This window comes from Leptolyngbya sp. O-77 (genome assembly GCF_001548395.1).
Lineage (GTDB): Bacteria > Cyanobacteriota > Cyanobacteriia > Elainellales > Elainellaceae > Thermoleptolyngbya.
The window spans coordinates 4,546,060-4,562,581 of sequence record NZ_AP017367.1; the positions used below are offsets into that span (position 1 = coordinate 4,546,060).

At 55.6% G+C, this 16,522-nt stretch carries 13 protein-coding genes; 4 read left to right on the plus strand and 9 right to left on the minus strand.

The window, feature by feature from the left end:
* Positions 1–42: 42 nt before the first annotated feature.
* The gene (locus O77CONTIG1_RS19145) at positions 43–918 is read right to left on the minus strand and encodes an alpha/beta hydrolase (RefSeq protein ID WP_068513908.1); all 876 of its coding nucleotides are present in this window, start codon (positions 916–918) and stop codon (positions 43–45) included.
* Positions 919–1,112: 194 nt separating this feature from the next.
* On the opposite strand from O77CONTIG1_RS19145, the gene O77CONTIG1_RS19150 reads away from it, so the two are divergent.
* Together O77CONTIG1_RS19150 and O77CONTIG1_RS19155 are read left to right on the plus strand one after the other, a co-directional pair.
* On the plus strand, positions 1,113–2,174 hold the full coding sequence (locus O77CONTIG1_RS19150) for an isocitrate/isopropylmalate family dehydrogenase (RefSeq protein ID WP_068513911.1): 1,062 nt from the start codon (positions 1,113–1,115) through the stop codon (positions 2,172–2,174).
* Positions 2,161–3,945 carry an aconitase/3-isopropylmalate dehydratase large subunit family protein gene (locus tag O77CONTIG1_RS19155; protein ID WP_068513914.1) on the plus strand — a complete coding sequence of 595 codons (1,785 nt, stop codon included), beginning with the start codon at positions 2,161–2,163 and terminating at the stop codon, positions 3,943–3,945. The genes O77CONTIG1_RS19150 and O77CONTIG1_RS19155 overlap by 14 nt, the downstream gene beginning before the upstream one ends.
* 10 nt (positions 3,946–3,955) lie before the next feature.
* On the opposite strand, the gene O77CONTIG1_RS19160 is transcribed toward O77CONTIG1_RS19155, so the two are convergent.
* The 7 genes from O77CONTIG1_RS19160 to O77CONTIG1_RS19195 form a co-directional block, all read right to left on the minus strand.
* Positions 3,956–4,750: a 4'-phosphopantetheinyl transferase family protein gene (locus O77CONTIG1_RS19160; RefSeq protein ID WP_068513917.1), complete on the minus strand. Its 795-nt coding sequence runs from the start codon at positions 4,748–4,750 to the stop codon at positions 3,956–3,958.
* A 205-nt stretch (positions 4,751–4,955) separates the two neighbouring features.
* Positions 4,956–5,963 (minus strand): substrate-binding domain-containing protein, encoded by a 1,008-nt coding sequence (locus tag O77CONTIG1_RS19165; protein WP_197673246.1) that lies wholly within the window; start codon positions 5,961–5,963, stop codon positions 4,956–4,958.
* 79 nt (positions 5,964–6,042) lie between these two features.
* On the minus strand, positions 6,043–7,122 hold the full coding sequence (locus O77CONTIG1_RS19175) for a sulfate/molybdate ABC transporter ATP-binding protein (protein ID WP_084782848.1): 1,080 nt from the start codon (positions 7,120–7,122) through the stop codon (positions 6,043–6,045).
* A complete protein-coding gene (modB, locus tag O77CONTIG1_RS19180) occupies positions 7,055–7,843 on the minus strand; it encodes a molybdate ABC transporter permease subunit (RefSeq protein WP_084782849.1) in 789 nt (262 codons plus the stop codon). Before modB ends, O77CONTIG1_RS19175 begins: the two co-directional genes overlap by 68 nt.
* On the minus strand, positions 7,840–8,601 hold the full coding sequence (gene modA / locus O77CONTIG1_RS19185; protein WP_225894622.1) for a molybdate ABC transporter substrate-binding protein: 762 nt from the start codon (positions 8,599–8,601) through the stop codon (positions 7,840–7,842). Before modA ends, modB begins: the two co-directional genes overlap by 4 nt.
* 266 nt (positions 8,602–8,867) lie before the next feature.
* A complete protein-coding gene (locus O77CONTIG1_RS19190) occupies positions 8,868–13,343 on the minus strand; it encodes an Ig-like domain-containing protein (RefSeq protein ID WP_156435484.1) in 4,476 nt (1,491 codons plus the stop codon).
* Between the two features lie 622 nt (positions 13,344–13,965).
* Positions 13,966–14,553, minus strand: a complete 588-nt coding sequence (locus O77CONTIG1_RS19195; protein WP_068513928.1) for a dual specificity protein phosphatase family protein — start codon at positions 14,551–14,553, stop codon at positions 13,966–13,968.
* A 103-nt stretch (positions 14,554–14,656) separates the two neighbouring features.
* Here O77CONTIG1_RS19195 and O77CONTIG1_RS19200 point away from each other — a divergent pair, with 103 nt between their 5' ends.
* Positions 14,657–14,869, plus strand: a complete 213-nt coding sequence (locus O77CONTIG1_RS19200; protein WP_068513931.1) for a hypothetical protein — start codon at positions 14,657–14,659, stop codon at positions 14,867–14,869.
* A gap of 297 nt (positions 14,870–15,166) precedes the next feature.
* Positions 15,167–15,664: a hypothetical protein gene (locus tag O77CONTIG1_RS19205; RefSeq protein WP_068513934.1), complete on the plus strand. Its 498-nt coding sequence runs from the start codon at positions 15,167–15,169 to the stop codon at positions 15,662–15,664.
* An 83-nt stretch (positions 15,665–15,747) separates the two neighbouring features.
* Here the strand turns inward: O77CONTIG1_RS19205 and O77CONTIG1_RS19210 are convergent, their stop codons facing one another.
* A complete protein-coding gene (locus O77CONTIG1_RS19210) occupies positions 15,748–16,488 on the minus strand; it encodes an HpsJ family protein (RefSeq protein WP_068513937.1) in 741 nt (246 codons plus the stop codon).
* Positions 16,489–16,522 lie beyond the last annotated feature (34 nt).

Consider the following 16,522-nt stretch of genomic DNA (forward strand, 5'->3'; position numbering starts at 1 on the left):
AAAAAAATCGAAGTTCTGGAAAAAGTGCTGATTTGAGCAGTTTCATGGGGCGATCGCATGATTTTTGGCAGCAGGATTGGCATAGCGCGTAACGAAGCGCTGGAGCGTCTGGAAATACAGCGTCCGGTTGATTCGTCGCAAATTGCTGTGGCCCGCTTGGGGAATCAGCAGCAGTTCCTTGGGCGGCGGCGCAGCGTCGTAGAGCGCTTGCCCCATGTGAACAGGCACGACGCGATCGCCCGTCCCATGAATCACCAGCAGCGGCATCTGGAGCGATCGCACTTTTGCCAGGGAATCAAATCTTTGGTGCAGCAAGAGATCCACGGGCAAAAGCTGTATGGGTATGAAGTGGCTGATCATCTCTCGCATAGAGGTAAACGAACTCTCGACGACTAGGGCGGCCAGGTTAGGATTGCGGATTGCCAATTCCAGAGCGATCGCCCCTCCGATGGATCTGCCCATAACCACGATGCGCTGGGGCGGAATGCGGCGGGTTTGGGTGAGGTAGTCGAGGGCGGCGATCGCATCGGCATAGACCGATTGTTCGGTGGGAAAATGTCCCTGGCTTTCGCCATAGCCGCGATAGTCGATGAAAAAGGCCGCCCAGCCCAACTCACGAATCTGCGCTGCCAGCCGGGGTAGATCCCCCAAATTGCTGCCTGTGCCGTGGAAGTATAGCACCGTCGGCGCGTCGTCCCGATTCGCGCCAATCCACCAGCCGCGCACCCGCCCCGTCCCTACGGGCAAATCGACGATTTGGTAGCGCAATCCTACCGCATCCGGCGTGGTGCGAATGTTGGCATCGGGACGAAAAATCAGCCGCGTCTGCCCTGCCCACACCAGCCCACAGGTCGCTACGTACAACGCCACCACGCCGCCCAGTATTCGATAAAGCCTTCTTGCGTTTGGAAACCGCATTTTGTCCTACCTCCAGCCCTCACACCCCAACCCCGACCCTGATCCCAACGCCTTTCAGACGTATTATCATCCATAGGACTTACGCAGTCGAATGATTTTTTGCAGGTTATGCCCGTGAGAAATCATTCAAAACCCAGAAAATTCATCGCAAGTGCGTAAGTTCAAATCCATAAGGTGGTGTGGGACGTGGGGTCGTGGGAAATAGAGCATATCAACTGGTGGCGCTGCCAGGGGAAGGCGTGGGCCTAGAGGTTGTGGAGGCGGCGCTGGCGGTGCTGGCGCATTTAGCAACGCTGCACGGCTTTTCGGTGCGAGTCGTGGATGGATTGGTTGGGGAACCGGCTTTGCAGCGGTTTGGTGTGGGTTTTCCGGAGGCGACGGCGCGGCTCTGCGAGGGGACAGACGGCATATTATTCGGGGCGGTGTCAAAGGCGGGCTTGCTGGAGTTGCGGAAGCGGTTTGACCTGTTTGCCAATTTGCGCCCGGTGCGCCCGGTCAAAAGTCTGCGACATCGCTCGTCGATCAAGCCGGAAAAGCTAGACGGGGTAGATATTCTGTTCGTGCGGGAGTTGGTTAGCGGCATTTACTTTGGCCCGTCGGGGCGCGGGGTGGATGGGACTGCTCCCTACGGCTTTCACACGATGCAGTATGCCGATTCCGAAATTCGGCGGATCGCCCGCGTTGCGCTTCAGCAGGCCCAGCAGCGGCGCAAGAAACTGGCGATCGCCCACAAGGAAAACGCGCTGCCCTGCCTTCCCTGGACGCGGCTGGTGCAGGAAGAAGCGGCAGCGTTTCCCGATGTGACGCTGGTGCCGATGCTGATGGACAATCTGGCCATGCAGCTCGTGATGAATCCGCAGCAGTTTGACGTAATTTTGGCAGGCAACCTGTTTGGCGACATTCTCAGCGACATTGGCGGGGCGATCGCCGGGTCGATTGGGCTGCTGGGGTCTGCCAGCCTAAATGCAGACGGTTTTGGGATGTACGAGGCGATTCATGGCACAGCGCCGGATATCGCGGGCAAGGGCATCGCCAATCCGATGGGGACGCTGGCCAGCGTGGAGTTAATGTTGCGACAGTGGGGGGAGCAAGATGCAGCAGATCATCTGGCGATCGCCCAGGAGCAACTGCTGGAAGCAGGCTATCGCACGGCCGATCTGATAACCTCGCCAGAAGACAAGTTTGTGAATACAAAAGCATTCACTGAGCAACTGATTCAACAACTGACGAATACACAATCTTATGAACGCACCTGAAAATCGATCTAAGAACGACTCTGAGAAGGTTTTAGCCCTGGGAGATGATATCAACACGGATGACATTATTCCCGCAAAGCGAGGAACCAATCTCGACCCGGCGCATCTGAAACGGTACGCGCTGGAGCATATCATCGGAATTGATCAGCTCATGAACTATGACGTGATTGAGGCAGGGGCAAACTTTGGCTGTGGCTCTAGTCGAGAGATTGCGGCGATCGCCCTGAAAGCGGCAGGTGTCCGCGAGGTGCGGGCGCGATCCTTTGCCGATATTTTTTATCGCAACAGCATCAATATCGGGTTGCCCTTAAAGCACTTGGGCGAAGCAGAAACCCACCCAATTGTGGCGGCGATTACGCAGGCGGGCGGGCTGTTTGCCTTTAACCAGCAGCGATTGCGCGGAGACATGGCCCTGCCGCCCAGCAATACGCCGCGCCGCCCCATGACGATGGCAGAAAAGCTGCTGGCGCGGGCATCGGGCAATGCGTTTGTACAGCCCGGTGAGGTGGTGTTTGCCAGGGTGGATCTGGCGATGTCCCACGATGCGATCGCCGCTGGGGTGGCACAGCTTTTCTACCAGCATTTCGGTGAGTCGGCAAGGATTTGGGAGCGCGATCGCCTGGTGCTGGTGGCGGATCATTTTATTCAAATCAACGATATTCGGGTTGACCCCAAAGCTGACTTGCTCTATCAGCAAATGGTCGAGTTTGCCCAGGCGCAGGGCTGCCACCTGCTGGATGTGGTGTCGCCCGGAGAGGCAGCGGGCATTTGCCATGTGCTGCTGCCGGAGCGGGGGTTTGTGCGGCCGGGCATGGTGATCGCCGGGACAGATTCCCATAGCTGCACCTATGGCGCGTTTGGCTGCTTTTCGACAGGCATTGGCACAACGGATATGGCCAACCTGCTGGCAACGGGCGATCTGTGGGTGCGCGTGCCGCCGACGCTGCGAATCTGCCTGGAGGGAACGCCCGCGCCGGAGATCAGCGCCAAAGATATCATGCTGTTTTTGCTGGGGCAGCTGGGCTGCGACGGGGCGATCGGGCGGGTGCTGGAGTTTTGCGGTGGGGCGATCGCCCGAATGCCGATGGACGAGCGGATGACACTGGCAAACATGGCAGTGGAGTGTGGGGCGCTGTGCGGACTTATCGCGCCTGATGCCGTGACGTGGGAGTATCTGGCAGAACGCCAGAGGGAACGCACTAGCGAATACTTGGAAGAACCACTGGATGATGAGGCGATGGCAGAACTAGGGAGGGCGATCGCCAGTGATGCGGATGCAGAATACGAACGCGCCTACACATTTGATTTAACCGATCTAGAACCCCAAGTCGCCTGTCCACCCAAGCCCGATCAGGTCGTGGGCATTAGCCAGTTGGGGCGGGTTCCCATCACCAAGGCGTTTATCGGCTCCTGCACAGGCGGCAAGCTGCACGATTTGGCGGAAGCAGCAGCAGTGCTAAAAGGAAACCGCATCGCGCCGCAGGTCAGCCTGTTTGTCGTCCCTGCGTCGCAAGCAGTGCTGCAACAGGCCGAGGCCCTGGGCTATGTGGAGATTTTGGAAGCGGCGGGTGCAACAATTCTCAAGTCGGGCTGCGGAGCCTGCATCAACGCGGGCAAGGGCGTTTTGGAAGCGGGCGAGAACGGCATCTATGCCACCAATCGCAACTTCAAGGGACGCAGTGGCGATCCCACGGGGAATAACTATCTAGCCTCGCCGCGAGTGGTGGCCGTTTCTGCAATTCGGGGATATATCAGCCGTGAGTTGGGATAAGGGCGAGAAGTTACACCAAATCTTGCACAGAGTAAAGACGGTAACAATACAGGTTAAAAGCTTGCTTGTGTACTGCGAACGTACCGGAAAAGTGATTGCCAAGCGATACAGGTTGAATCTGCCAGCATGAATCAGACGGTGATGCATTAGTAGCGTTAGTGAATGCTGGGACACGAATTGAGCCGTTAGGGGCGATCGCCATCTCCACCTGCTCTAGCCCGCTCAATCCCTGGCCAGTTGCCTTCACGTAGGCTTCTTTGCACGTCCAGAGTTGCAGAAATTGAGTCAGTTGCTTAGCGGGGGGCAGAGGGTTTAGCACAGCGCGTTCTGATTCAGAAAAGACAGATCGCGCCAGAGCAAGCACATCCAGCGGTCGATGCTGCTCCAGGTCAACCCCAATCAGATGCTCCTGCGTGAATCCGTACAGCGCCAGCCCGCCAGAATGCGACAGGTTGAATTGCAGTGGCGGCGTGGCGTTGGATGGGGACTTCAGGGCAGGCTTGCCGTAGGAATTGTAGGAAAAGCAAATGGCAGATGGCGCAAGCCCGGTGTAGCGGCTGAGCAGGTGTCGCAAAATGCCCCGACCGATGATGAATCGAGCGCGATCGCCCGTCTGGCGAAACTTTGCGGCTCTGGCCTGTTCGTCGGGCGAAAGAGTTTGCTCAAGCAATGGCAGGGATTCTGCACCGCTCTCAAGATTCACACCAAACCACAGATGAACGTCCGCAGGATCAAGGGGTTTTAGCTCGGACAACGCCAGCCAAGTGGGGGCGATTTTTACAATTTCAGGAACAGGAAAAGACATAAGTGACGGATTCGATCAGAATGGAAAATACTGTCACAGATGCACGGACTTAAGAAGACATAACGGTACTCAAAACATCCCCCCGTTTGACTCGTATCGTAACCGCCCCAGCCTTTGCAACTGCGACAGAACTCGACGATGGCCCAGCGTACTCAAAAGCTGTTGCACGGGCGCTTCTTCGAGATAGGGTTGGAGCGTTACCAGATCATAGCGAGAACGATGCAGCAGCGGGATGAACTCTAGCCCCAAACGCTGCGGCAACTGATGCAGTGCTAACGCCTGCGCTTGCCTGCCCAGTGGCGATCGCCCTGGCCACCTCCAGATGCCCCGCTGCCAGGGTGTCAAATCCTCGAACCGCTTGCGGCGGAATGCCTGCCACCTGGAGCGATCGCTCTAACACCTGCCGACTGCCCGCCCCCGCTTCCCGATTCACAATCTTTACGTCCGGTCGGGTCAGATCTTCAATCGTTTTGAGATGCAGCGGGTTTCCAGGCTGAATGAGTAACCCCTCTTCCCAACTGCCCAAATTAATCACCACAGCAGCGACACTTTGCAGGACAGCTTGCGTTTGCAGGGCAGTTTTCACAAACGGAACGTTGTGATCTCGCGTGGCCGTATCGTAGAGATGCATTCCCGCAAGATGCACCTCTCCGCAACAGAGCCGATCCAAGGCGCACATGCTGTTATCCAGCGTCCAATGTACGCGCAGGTCGGGATGCCAGCGCTCGGCGGCCCGCGCCCACAGCGATAGTGCTGGCGTGCAGCCCGCGATGACAACTGTGCGGTGCAGCTTTTCCAGATCGTCGAGCAGGTGGACGCGCAGCATTTGGGTGGTCGAATCGTAGCGGCCTTCCCCGTCCGCAGGCACCATTTCTGTCCGAAAGGCGGCGTTCCCCTTTAGCGGGTGTGCAATCCACCGGCCGCCCACTCGGGCCAGGCTGAGTCGAGTGGCCTGATCCGTCGGAAAGTTTTGGGTCGGGAGCGCATCCAACTCCACCGCATCTTGCTCCAGCCAGAACAGGTCTTCAACCTGGCAGCCCAGCGCCCTGGACAACCGCAGCGCGACGGTTGTGGATGGTGCGTATTGTCCTGCCTCTACGCCGCCGATGGTTTGGCGCGACACTCCGGCGATCGCCGCTAGGTCTTGCTGGCTCATGCCCAGCCGCAGCCGGACTTGCTTCAGATTATTGCAAAGGTCGTGTTCGGGTTTCACGGGATGGAGGGAACGCGGTTAATGGCTATCGGCATTTTGGCATGGAAGATGCAGGTGGGGCAGGCCGAGTTTTGGCAACTTATTCCAGCAGCAAAAGCCGGAGCGGATCTAGCGTGAGATGCCACGGTTGGGGACGATCTTTCAGGCGTTCCCATTCCTCTTTGAAGACCTCTGCCTGGAGGTGATAGTCTTCGGCATAGCGGGGTGCGTTGCCCAGCTTGAGGAATAGCGTCATGCGATGAGGCGTTTCGCTGGTCCAGGCCAGCCAGGCGGGAAAGGTATTGGGCGGGTAGGGCGGATGGGAGAAGCGGATATGGTGCGCCCGAATGCCGATGTGCGTGTGTTTTGAAGAGACGGGTTCATCCGTGTGAAGGGTGCAGTTCCAATCCGGAGCGCGTACTGTTTGCTGATTGATGGGCTGGATTCGGGTGTAATTTTTGCATCCGGTCAGTTGGGCAACGGGCATTGTTTTCGGATGATGAAACACGTCCTGCTTGTATCCATTGGCAATCACAGTTCCCGAAGAAAGCACGAGCAATCGCTGACACACGCGATAGGCCTCTTCCAGATTGTGGCTCACAAACAGAGCGATGCCGTTGTAATCTGCCAGGGTTTTGATGAGCTGCTTTTCTAGCTTGCTGCGGAGGTGAGTATCGAGGGCAGAAAAAGGTTCGTCGAGCAGAAGGATATCGGGATTGGGGGCCAGCGCTCTAGCAAGGGCAACTCGCTGCTGTTGTCCGCCGGAAAGCTGATGAGGATAGCGGTTGCCAAATCCGGCAAGCTGAACGCGCCCAAGCTGCGCTTCGACGGTTTGGACGAGTTCTCGCTTTTCTTGTTTTAACCCTTGGCGCTTATTCAGTCCGTAGGCGATGTTTTGGGCGACCGTGAGATGCGGAAACAACGCATAGTTTTGAAACAGAAACCCCACGCGGCGATCGCGGCTGGGGAGGTTAATGCCTTTGCGCGAGTCGTAGAGAATGCGATTGTTCAGCACGATGGTGCCGCTGGTGGGGGTTTCAATGCCCGCGATGCAGCGGAGGGTCATGCTTTTGCCCGATCCTGACCCGCCCAAAATGCCGAGTGGCTCTCGTTCAGCGCTGAAAGCTACGTTCAGGGTATAGCTGGGGAGCCGCTTCTGAATATCCACCAATAGGCTCATCTGGGTTGACCTCTGAGTTGATCTCTAAGTCGATCTCTGAGTCGATCTCTGGGCGAATCGCGATTGGCGACTGCGAAGGAGACTGTTTGGACTCCAAATGGCGCACCCACCACAACAAAGCAAAGGCAATCGCCGTCATCATCAGCACCATTGCGTTTGCGAGTCCATAGCGCTGCATTTGCACGGCATCGTAGATTGCCAGGGGGAGGGTCTGGGTGCGTCCGGGGATGCTGCCTGCCACCATTAGCGTTGCGCCAAATTCTCCCAATCCCCGCGCCACGCTTAGCCCAAAGCCTGCCAAAATGCCGCGATGGGCAAGCGGCAGGGTAATCCGCCACAACACTTCTGGCTCCGTTGAACCCAGCGTGCGGGCGGCGGCCTCTAGCTCTGGACTGACGTTGGCGATCGCCGCACGGGTCGATTCCACCATCAGCGGCAGCGCTACCACCGCCGAGGCGATCGCCCCCGCCTGCCAGGTAAAGAGCAAATCAATTCTCAGCCATTCCCTAATCGGACTGCCGCGTCCTAGGGCCAGCAGCAAAAAATAGCCCACGACGCTGGGTGGCAGCACCAGCGGCAAATTCAGCAACGTAGACACAAAAATCTGTCCCCGAAACCGTACCCGCGCCAAAAAAATTCCCAGCCCCAGCCCAAACACCAGAATCAAAGCGCTGGCGACCAAGGTGACTTGGAGAGAGAGGATTGACGGTTGCCAAATCATAGGGCTAGCTCCTCTCCAGGCAGGACGAAACCGTATTTTCTCATGAGGGGCCGACCCTTCTCCCCATTGATAAATGTGGCAAACTGCTGAGCCAGTTCAGGATGCGGCGCGGTCTTGGGCACGGCCAGCATTTGCTCCAGCGGCTGGTGCAACTCAGCCGGAATCAGCGTCCATTTTCCGGGTTTGCCGACGCTAATCGAAAGGGCGGCGATCGCCACTTCCACGTTCCCCATTTCGGCATATTGCTGGGTTTGTTTGATGTTTTCCCCAAGGACCAGCTTGGGCTGAATCGCATCCCAAACCCCGGCAGACTGCATCGCTTCGCGGGCGGCGACCCCGTAGGGCGCGTGGTCTGGATTGGCGATCGCAACCCGTTTCACCTCCGGCTTCGTCAAGTCTTGCAGGGTTTTCAGTTCCAGGGGGCTGTCGTCTTTCTGCCACAGCACAATTCGCCCCACGCCATACAGCGCCTTCGTTTCGGAGCGAATCAGCCCTTTCTCATCCAAATCTTCGATGAATTTCCGGTTGGCTGCGGCAAATAAATCCACGGGTGCGCCCCGCTCAATTTGCTGTGCCAATTGTCCGGTCGAACCCAGGTTAAACGTAACCCGATGTCCGGTTTCCGCCTCCCACTGCTTGCCAATTTCGGGAAACACGTAGTTCAGGTCGGCCGCTGCTGAAACTGTCAGCGTGACTGGCTCCTGTGCGACGGGTGGCGCTGCCTCAGGAGCCACATTGGAAGCCACATTGGAAGCCACATTGCAAGATCCCAACAATCCCACCAGTAGCCCGACCCACGCCCACCCCCAAAACCAATTCTGCCGTCTGACTCTTTTTCCGACCATTGGCTGACCCCTCTGCTAGTCGCAGTGATGCAAGCAAACTTGACAACATGCCAATATACTTGCTCAGCGGCCAGATCAGATTCTGTCGTCAAAACAGCAGATTTAGAAAAAATTCCATTTTGGCGGTTCAGGGCGAGGTCAAAGCATCCATTCTGACGCAGTAGCCCCGGATGCTTGGGCTAAAGCGGTAGCCGCGTAAATGGCACAAAACTGGCAGCGGTCAGCTTATTCGCCCGCACCCCCGACAGCTCCGCAATCACCTCATTTGAGCCGTCCAGCAGGATGCGGGTTCCTTTGCTAAATTGCTGAATTCGCAGATCGCCAAAGGTCAACCCCTTCGCCAGCCCGATGACATCTGTGCCGATTTTGAAATCTCGAATGAAATCAGCGCTGCCGTGCTTGGCGAGGACAAACGTATCGCGCCCTGCGCCGCCAATCATCACATCGCTGCGTCCACCGCTCACCAGCAGGTCGTTGCCCTTGCCACCCTTCAGGATATTAGAGGCGATCGCCCGTTGATCTATCTCAGCAGATTCCGCAAAACTGCGCTGCAAATCGGTTGTCTCTCCGGCCACCAGCACATCGTCGCCCGCACCACCAGACAGCACATCTGCTCCGCGTCCGCCGATCAGCGTGTCATTTCCACTGCCGCCAATCATCCGATCTGTGCCGTCGCCGCCCAACAGCAGGTCAGCGCCCCCCAGCCCGCGCATCAGGTCATTGCCACTGCCGCCCACCATGCGATCGCCCAATCGCGTGCCCTTCAGCACATCCGACTTTGACGACCCCACAATCCGGTTCAGCTTTTTGGGTTTACCGTTTTGCCCGCCGCCAGAAGACGAGCCGCCCAACTTCACCACCAGATCAAACTCGTCAGCGATGCTAATGCCCGACGAGTCAGTTGCCCGCACGACCACTCGATAGCTGCCCGCATTCTCGCCCGCTGGCGTTCCGCTAAAGGTGCGCGTTACGGGATCGAACGTCAGCCATGCAGGCAGCGGACTGCCGTCGCTCAACCTGGCTGTATAGGTCAGCACATCGCCTGCGTCCACATCGGCAAATGTATCTGCCGCCAGCACCAGGCTAAATCCTCTGCCGGTCGTCGCAGCCTGGTCGCTAATCGGCTTTTGCAGCACAGGCGCATCGTTGACATTCAGCACGGTCAGGGTGAAGGTGCCTTCACTCCGCGCCCCGCTTGGATCAGTTGCAACAACCCGCAGCGCGATCGTGCCCACGTTGGCATTGGCTGGCGTACCCGAAAACGTGCGATTCGCCGGGTTAAAGGTCAACCACGCAGGCAGCGGCGCACCGTTTTCCAGCGTCGCCGTATAGGTCAGCGAATCGCCATCCGGATCGACAAACGCATTGACCGGAATCTGAGCCGTAAATAGCTGCTTCTCCGTTGCGCCGCGTCGGGGCAGCGGTGAGACGAGTGTGGGAGCTTGGTTTGCTGCCACCACCACCGAAACCGTTCCGGGAGCAGAATCGAAGATGCCGTCGTTTGCCCGGAATACGAAGCTGTCTGGGCCGCTATATCCCGGATTTGGCGTGTATGTATAAGCCCCGGTCGCCGTGTTGGTAATGACGACTGTTCCGTGGCTGGGCGCAGTCACAATCGAGAACCGAATCGGATCGCTGTCGGGATCGGTCGCCGTCAGCATTCCCGCCTTATCCACGTTGGTACGGGTCGTCAGGTTGCCGTTAGTTGCGATGGGCGCACTATTCGGCCCGACCGTGATGTTGACCGTTGCAGGCGCAGAATCATCCGTTCCATCGTTTGCCCGAAATGTAAAGCTGTCGCTGCCCGAAAAACCCGCGTTGGCAGTGTAGGTGTATTCTCCCGTCAGGGCGTTCGTGATTGTGACCGTGCCATGTGCCGGAGCGGAGACAATACTGAAGCTCAGCGGATCGCCCTCTACGTCTGTGGCGGTCAACACGCTCACCTCGGTTTTGCCTGTCCGTGTGGTTAGGGTCGCCGCATTGGCAACGGGCGCATCGTTAATGGCGTTGATGGTAATAGTGACTGTTGCGGGTGCCGACTCCTCAAATCCATCGAATACGCGGAATGAGAAGCTGTCAGAACCGTTTGCATTGGGGTTGGGCGTGTAGGTAAATGCGCCTGTGCTGGAATCAAAAGCAGTAATGCTGCCCTGGCTGGGCCCAGTGGCGATCGCATAGATCAGCGGATCGTTGTCGCCATCCGTGCCAGAAAGCGTTCCTGGAACAGCCACGTCTTCATTGGTAGTCAGATTGCTGCTGTTGGCAACCGGGGCATTGTTGCCAAAGTTGACCATAATGTTCACTGTCGCCACGTTCGAGAGCGCGTTGGGTGCGCCACTGCCGTCATTCGCCTGGAACGAAAAGCTGTCAGGCCCGACATACCCCGCATTCGGCAAGTAGGTAAAGGCTCCGGTCGCTGCGTCAAAGCTGGTCAGCGTGCCATTCGCTGGTGCCGTCACCACGCTGTAGGTCAAGGTGTCACCGTCTACATCCGCCGCCGAGATCGTACTGCTCTGGGGCTGATTTCTGCTGGTGCTGAGGTTGCTATTAGAGGCTTGCGGCGCGTCGTTGACTGGGGCGATCGCCACGGTCAACGTTGCTGGGCTGGAATACACCGTCCCGTCAAACACGCGATAGGTGAAGCTGTCAGCGCCATTCGCGTTTGCATTCGGCGTGTAGGTAAAGGCTCCGGTTGTTGTATTCGTGATGACGACGCTTCCTTTTGTCGGCAGGGTCACGATTTCATACGTCAACCCATCACCATCGACATCCGCGCCTAGCAAAAAGCCTGATCCCGCTACATCTTCATCTGTGTTTAAGATGACACCAGAAGCCGTCGGCGCATCATTCACCGGATTGACCGTAATTGTGATTGTTGCTGTACCAGAGTCATTCACGCTATCATTCACTCTAAAAGTGAATGAATCGCTTCCATTGAAGTTTAAATTTGGTGTAAACGTGTATGCTCCTGTCGCAGCATTCGTAATCGTCACCGTGCCATTAGCAGGCTGGTTCACGATGCTGTAGGTTAGCGCTGCACCTTCTGGATCTGATCCAGATAGCGTTCCAGAGAATGCGGCATCTTCGTTTGTGATCAGCGAACCGCTGTTGGCAACAGGCGGCTGATTCACCACTGCACTCGGCGAGAACGCCACCCCGCGAAATATCCGGTTTGCCCCAGCGACGGCCAGCGTTGTCAGGCTACCGCTGATGTTTTGGTTAAACGCAGCCGTGTCTACGATTCTGACCAGAGAATTATTTGCTGCTGTTACTTGGGTGCCGTATAGCTCTACCGTACCGCCAACCACTTTGCCCGCTAGCCCAATAATCTGTCCCGCATCATAACGTCCTCGTGAGATCCAGTTTGTGCCATCAAAAGAGAACTTGTGAATGCCACGCGATGTGGTCAGTCCGCTGTAATCAGCAACATAAAGCGTATCGACTCCGGCGATCGATGCATCTCGGTCGAGCAGTACAAACTCATAGGGCAACTGTCCTGCAACGGCTCGCAACGTCAGCGTGTGGGAGCCGCTCGTCGGCGTGCCCGTGCCGACGGTGTTAAGTCCAACAAAGCCTGTGCCTGTGGCTGTCAGATAAAGCTGTCCGTTATAAATTCCTAAAGATCTTGAGGCGCGGTCAGGCGTTGTTAGCTGCGTGCTGGTTCCAGAACTGCCGTAGGAGACATAGCGGACACCACCGCTATTGTTATTCGATACACCCGCGACCCAAAACTCAGTCCCATCGGTAGTGGCCACACCGCGAGGTTCGTCCCGGTTAAACCCGTCGCTGATGCGGGTTGACGTGTCGATGACGCCGTTTCCGTCAATCAAAGCAACCACGCGATTGGTGGCAGCGCTTTCAGTCTTGGTGACATCGTCAGTGCCCACAGCCGCATCATAGCCAGCGACAGTCAGAAATTGCCCGTTAACCGATAAGGTCAGCGAGCCTTGAGAAAGGCTGGTGCCGCTTAGCGTCATGCGGCGGTTGCTGCCGTTGACTGCGGTCGGCATGGGAATAGATTGCAGCAGGTTGCCGTTCGTATCGTACTCATCTAGAAAAACAGCAGTTGCTGCATTGGTCAGCGCTGCACTGCCATCACCAACTCGAAGAACAACAATGCTGTTAGCAGTGAATTGCCCCAGAATGCCGCTATAGTTTCTTAAACTCTCAGCGCTGAAGGGTGTGGGTGCTTCGATGTTGCCTGTGGTGTACTCCAGCGTCCAGTCGCCGCCGTAGGCAGCGCTGCCCGTTGGGTTTGTGGATGCAGCAAGGTTGGCGCCGGTGATTTCAGCAAGCTGATCTACAAACGCGCTGCCCTCGCCATCAGCGATGTTGCAGCCGTAGAGTAGGATATCGGCATTGTCTGTCAGCGCGGCAGACCAGGATTGCAGGAACGTGTTGTAGTGTGCCAGCGTATCGCCGTTTAGCACTGCGGAGCCTAGCTGGAGGTTGCCTGCGCTGCCGTGAGAAATAATGTGAACGCTGCTGACGTTATTGCGTCCAGTCAGGGAGTCTGTAATTTGCTGAATGCCGTCTAGTTCAGCGCTGAGAACATAAACATCAGCATCGGCGTGGATGCCTGCAATCAATGTTTGGTAATCCGGCGTGGCAGCATCGATAAAAACGACGGTGGGCTGACTGGTGATAGAAGGCATGGTTGGTTTGAGGTAGATGGATAGATACACAAAGACTCACAAAGACTCACGAAGACTAATGTGCGAAAATTGAGGCACCAAAACCGACACAAAAACTCAGGAGCGATCGCCCCAAATGTAGTTATTCAAATAACTTTAAATCCCAAATTACCCAGGCGCTTTATATCGGAAAGTCCTGCCTCTAGTATCAATTTTTGATTTCAGACTTGCGACTTTAGATTGCCCATCGAGTATCTGCAAGGTTTCTAGTAACTTCATTCTTGACATCGCCTGGGAGAATTTACACAACTATGCTTGCACTGAGATACACGGGTTCCAAACTGTGGTGCAGCAGTCTACAAAGCAGCCTAAAATTGCTTTCATAAACAAAGAGTTCCCCGTGTTGCAAAACATTAAACGAGTTGAGCCATAAATTTTCAGTAAATTTACGTCTGAAGTCTAGAAGCTTATTGAATGCTAAAAATACAGAAGTTTCAGAGTCCAAAGGTGATTATTGTTGACAAAAATTCAGCCATATTGCGGAATTTCTAAGCGGTTTAAGCGGCAAGTCCGTAAGGTTTCGGAGCCGTTTTTGCCTCTACTTTTTCGGAAACTGTCCTTGACAGAGGCTCAGGCTCATGAGCTACACGGAGACCTGAGTAGAATCCAGGAATTTTGAACTTTGACTTACAAACGCCTGCAATATTTTGATTTGTGCGCTAGTCGGGGCGGCGATCGCCTGCACCTGCTGAACATAGCGCAGCGCCTCCCACACCTCTAACTGGTGATAACGACACAAATACGCAGCACACACTAGGGGCGATCGCTCGACTCCCCGCCGACAGTGGACATAAACTGGGCGCTGGCGACGGAGGTGCTGATGCAGCAGTTCTGTTGCCACTTCAAAGTGTTGAACCTGAAGCGGAACCAAGTAGGATTGATTTGGCAAAATATATCGCTGATAGTAAAACTTTTCTGCAATGTTTTGCGGCAGTCTCCCCTCTGCGTCGGCACAGAGCGATAGCACCACCTCTACGTTGGCGGCGGTGAGGATGCTAGCGTAGTCTGGTTGTGGGAGGGGTCCCAGGGCCAGACGGTTGGGCAAAATCCAGCAAATTTGAGTTTGGCGGAGGAGCGTGGCGGAGGACTGGATAGAACGGTAGGGCGATCGCCCTGGTTTTAGGACTAGCCCCTGTCGCGATCGCAGTGTTTTCAAAATGCCCTCGCCCATCGTGGATTCCCCTATATCAGCGCCGATTCTACTTCAACCTTTTCAACCTTCAAGGCTACTTGCTCTATATCAGGAACCACTTTCTGCCCCCACTCAAACTCACATGGTTCACGTCTCTCATTTTTTAACCGCCTATCTCGTGCTTTCGGCGATCGCCTTTACCGTTTATCTATCCATTTTTCTAAAAGACCCCTCAACCCCTAAAACAGATCACTTATCCTGGCTAGTGCTGATCGTTGCTACGTTGCTCTCGCCCATTTCGCTGCCCATCTCGCTGCTGAAGTGGCTAAAATCGCTCCGCCGCCCAGCCGAGTAGGCTCTTCAAAAACTGAAAGAAAGCTTAAAAAATGCTTATAAAAATACTGTCAAAAAAAATGCTCTAAAGTGTATAGAGACTTTGCAGTCCAAAATAATCTTTGGCAGTTCAAGCCAGTCCAGAGTTCGTCATGATTGGCTCATTTCTACCCTTTACACAGCCATGTCTACGCTAAAGTCCCCTTTGTCCAAAAACGCCTCCTCAGGAATGGCTCACGCTTCTCCTATCGCTTTCACCAACACAAATCTGCCTGCGGTCACGAACCCATCCTTGCATTTCACGATTGCTCGTGCCTCAATGCCAGATGCCCTAAGCCCTCAGTCCACTCGACCAGCCACCAGAAATGTTCGCTTGGTTGGGGCATTTCGCGGCAGTGCGCCACTCAGAATCCTCAGCATTCAAGGGGTTGGCTCCGCCACTCGGCTGCGCCAGTCTCAGATTGGCGGTATTTGGGAATTTTTTAGCAATCGACTATTTCGCTTTACGCCCAGAGGAATTGGCACTATCGTCCGCGATGACCTCTTTCCTGTAGTTGGCACTTATCGACTATCCCGCAACTCTATTCGCATCTCTGGACAACGCAGCAGCAGTATTGGCCTGGGGGGCGGTGCAGCCGTCTTTATCGATGGCATCTTTGCACGCGCACAAAATGGTCAAGTTTTTGCCCGCATTATCCAATCCACCACAGCTTCCTCAGCCTTTGTGGGCATCGGCGGCCCAATTAGCGGCGGTTCCAGAAATACCTACGACTTTACAATCCGCATGGCCAGAATCGTAGGCAACCTGCTGCGCTAAAAAAATCCTGGATAAGAGCGTTTCTTACTCTTACCCAGAATTCAAACCTGCATCAAATGCTTTAATCGATGAAACGTCAGCATCTATGCAGCGGGCTGTGTTTTGGATGCTTTGCTGCGCTTTTTCTTGGCACCCCTGGCCCAGCGAGTAAGGTGCCAGATATAGATAAACAAGAAGCCAGCAATCAAGGCGCTCAAGTTCCACTTGGCAGAGCTTTCCATCAGGCGGTTGCGGCGGCTTGCCTTTTCAATTTCCACCTGCTCCTGCATCCGCTCCTTAAACTGAGACAACTGGCTCAGCATTTGCTCCTTGGGCGCTCTGGCTGCATCTCCCTCCAGCGTCACGCCCTGGCTCTCCAAAAAGCCCTTGATTTGCTCCGCGCTGGCATCATTGATTTGCTTCTCGAAAGCAGCTACCTGCTCAAGCTGCTGGCTAAATTGGTTACTGATCAAATCCATGCTCTGGCTATTCAGCCGTAGCGTATTCGTCACGCCCAGCGGAACCAGCAGCAGCAGGAAAATACCAAACAGCATTGATACCCAGGAAAGGAACTTGAGAACAGGCCGTTCCCACTTACTGCGAAACTGCATTTCCCCAAAAAAGATTAGCGCCGCCGCCAAAAGTGGAACAGGAACTCGCTCTACGATTGCACCCATTGTTTCAAACTCCCAAATGGGATTAGTGAATCGGGGTGGGAACAGAATTGTGAACAGGTCAAGCGTCGTCAGAACCAACAGTCCATACCCGGCCCAACGCAGCAGCACTGGGGAAAAAGGCTTGCTTGCGGGGGAGGGAGTGGGAGATTCGGGTTGGGCTTGAGTCATAGGATATCCTCCGAGTATGTCAATAACCGAGTGA

Excerpts from the sequence above, each read along its gene's own strand:
- O77CONTIG1_RS19195 (WP_068513928.1), bottom strand. The coding sequence starts at position 14,553 with ATGGGCGAGGGCATTTTGAAAACACTGCGATCGCGACAGGGGCTAGTC.
- O77CONTIG1_RS19205 (WP_068513934.1), top strand. The coding sequence starts at position 15,167 with ATGCCAGATGCCCTAAGCCCTCAGTCCACTCGACCAGCCACCAGAAAT.
- O77CONTIG1_RS19190 (WP_156435484.1), bottom strand. The coding sequence starts at position 13,343 with ATGCCTTCTATCACCAGTCAGCCCACCGTCGTTTTTATCGATGCTGCC.
- O77CONTIG1_RS19160 (WP_068513917.1), bottom strand. The coding sequence starts at position 4,750 with ATGTCTTTTCCTGTTCCTGAAATTGTAAAAATCGCCCCCACTTGGCTG.
- O77CONTIG1_RS19155 (WP_068513914.1), top strand. The coding sequence starts at position 2,161 with ATGAACGCACCTGAAAATCGATCTAAGAACGACTCTGAGAAGGTTTTA.
- O77CONTIG1_RS19175 (WP_084782848.1), bottom strand. The coding sequence starts at position 7,122 with ATGAGCCTATTGGTGGATATTCAGAAGCGGCTCCCCAGCTATACCCTG.
- O77CONTIG1_RS19200 (WP_068513931.1), top strand. The coding sequence starts at position 14,657 with ATGGTTCACGTCTCTCATTTTTTAACCGCCTATCTCGTGCTTTCGGCG.
- O77CONTIG1_RS19145 (WP_068513908.1), bottom strand. The coding sequence starts at position 918 with ATGCGGTTTCCAAACGCAAGAAGGCTTTATCGAATACTGGGCGGCGTG.
- modB (WP_084782849.1), bottom strand. The coding sequence starts at position 7,843 with ATGATTTGGCAACCGTCAATCCTCTCTCTCCAAGTCACCTTGGTCGCC.
- O77CONTIG1_RS19210 (WP_068513937.1), bottom strand. The coding sequence starts at position 16,488 with ATGACTCAAGCCCAACCCGAATCTCCCACTCCCTCCCCCGCAAGCAAG.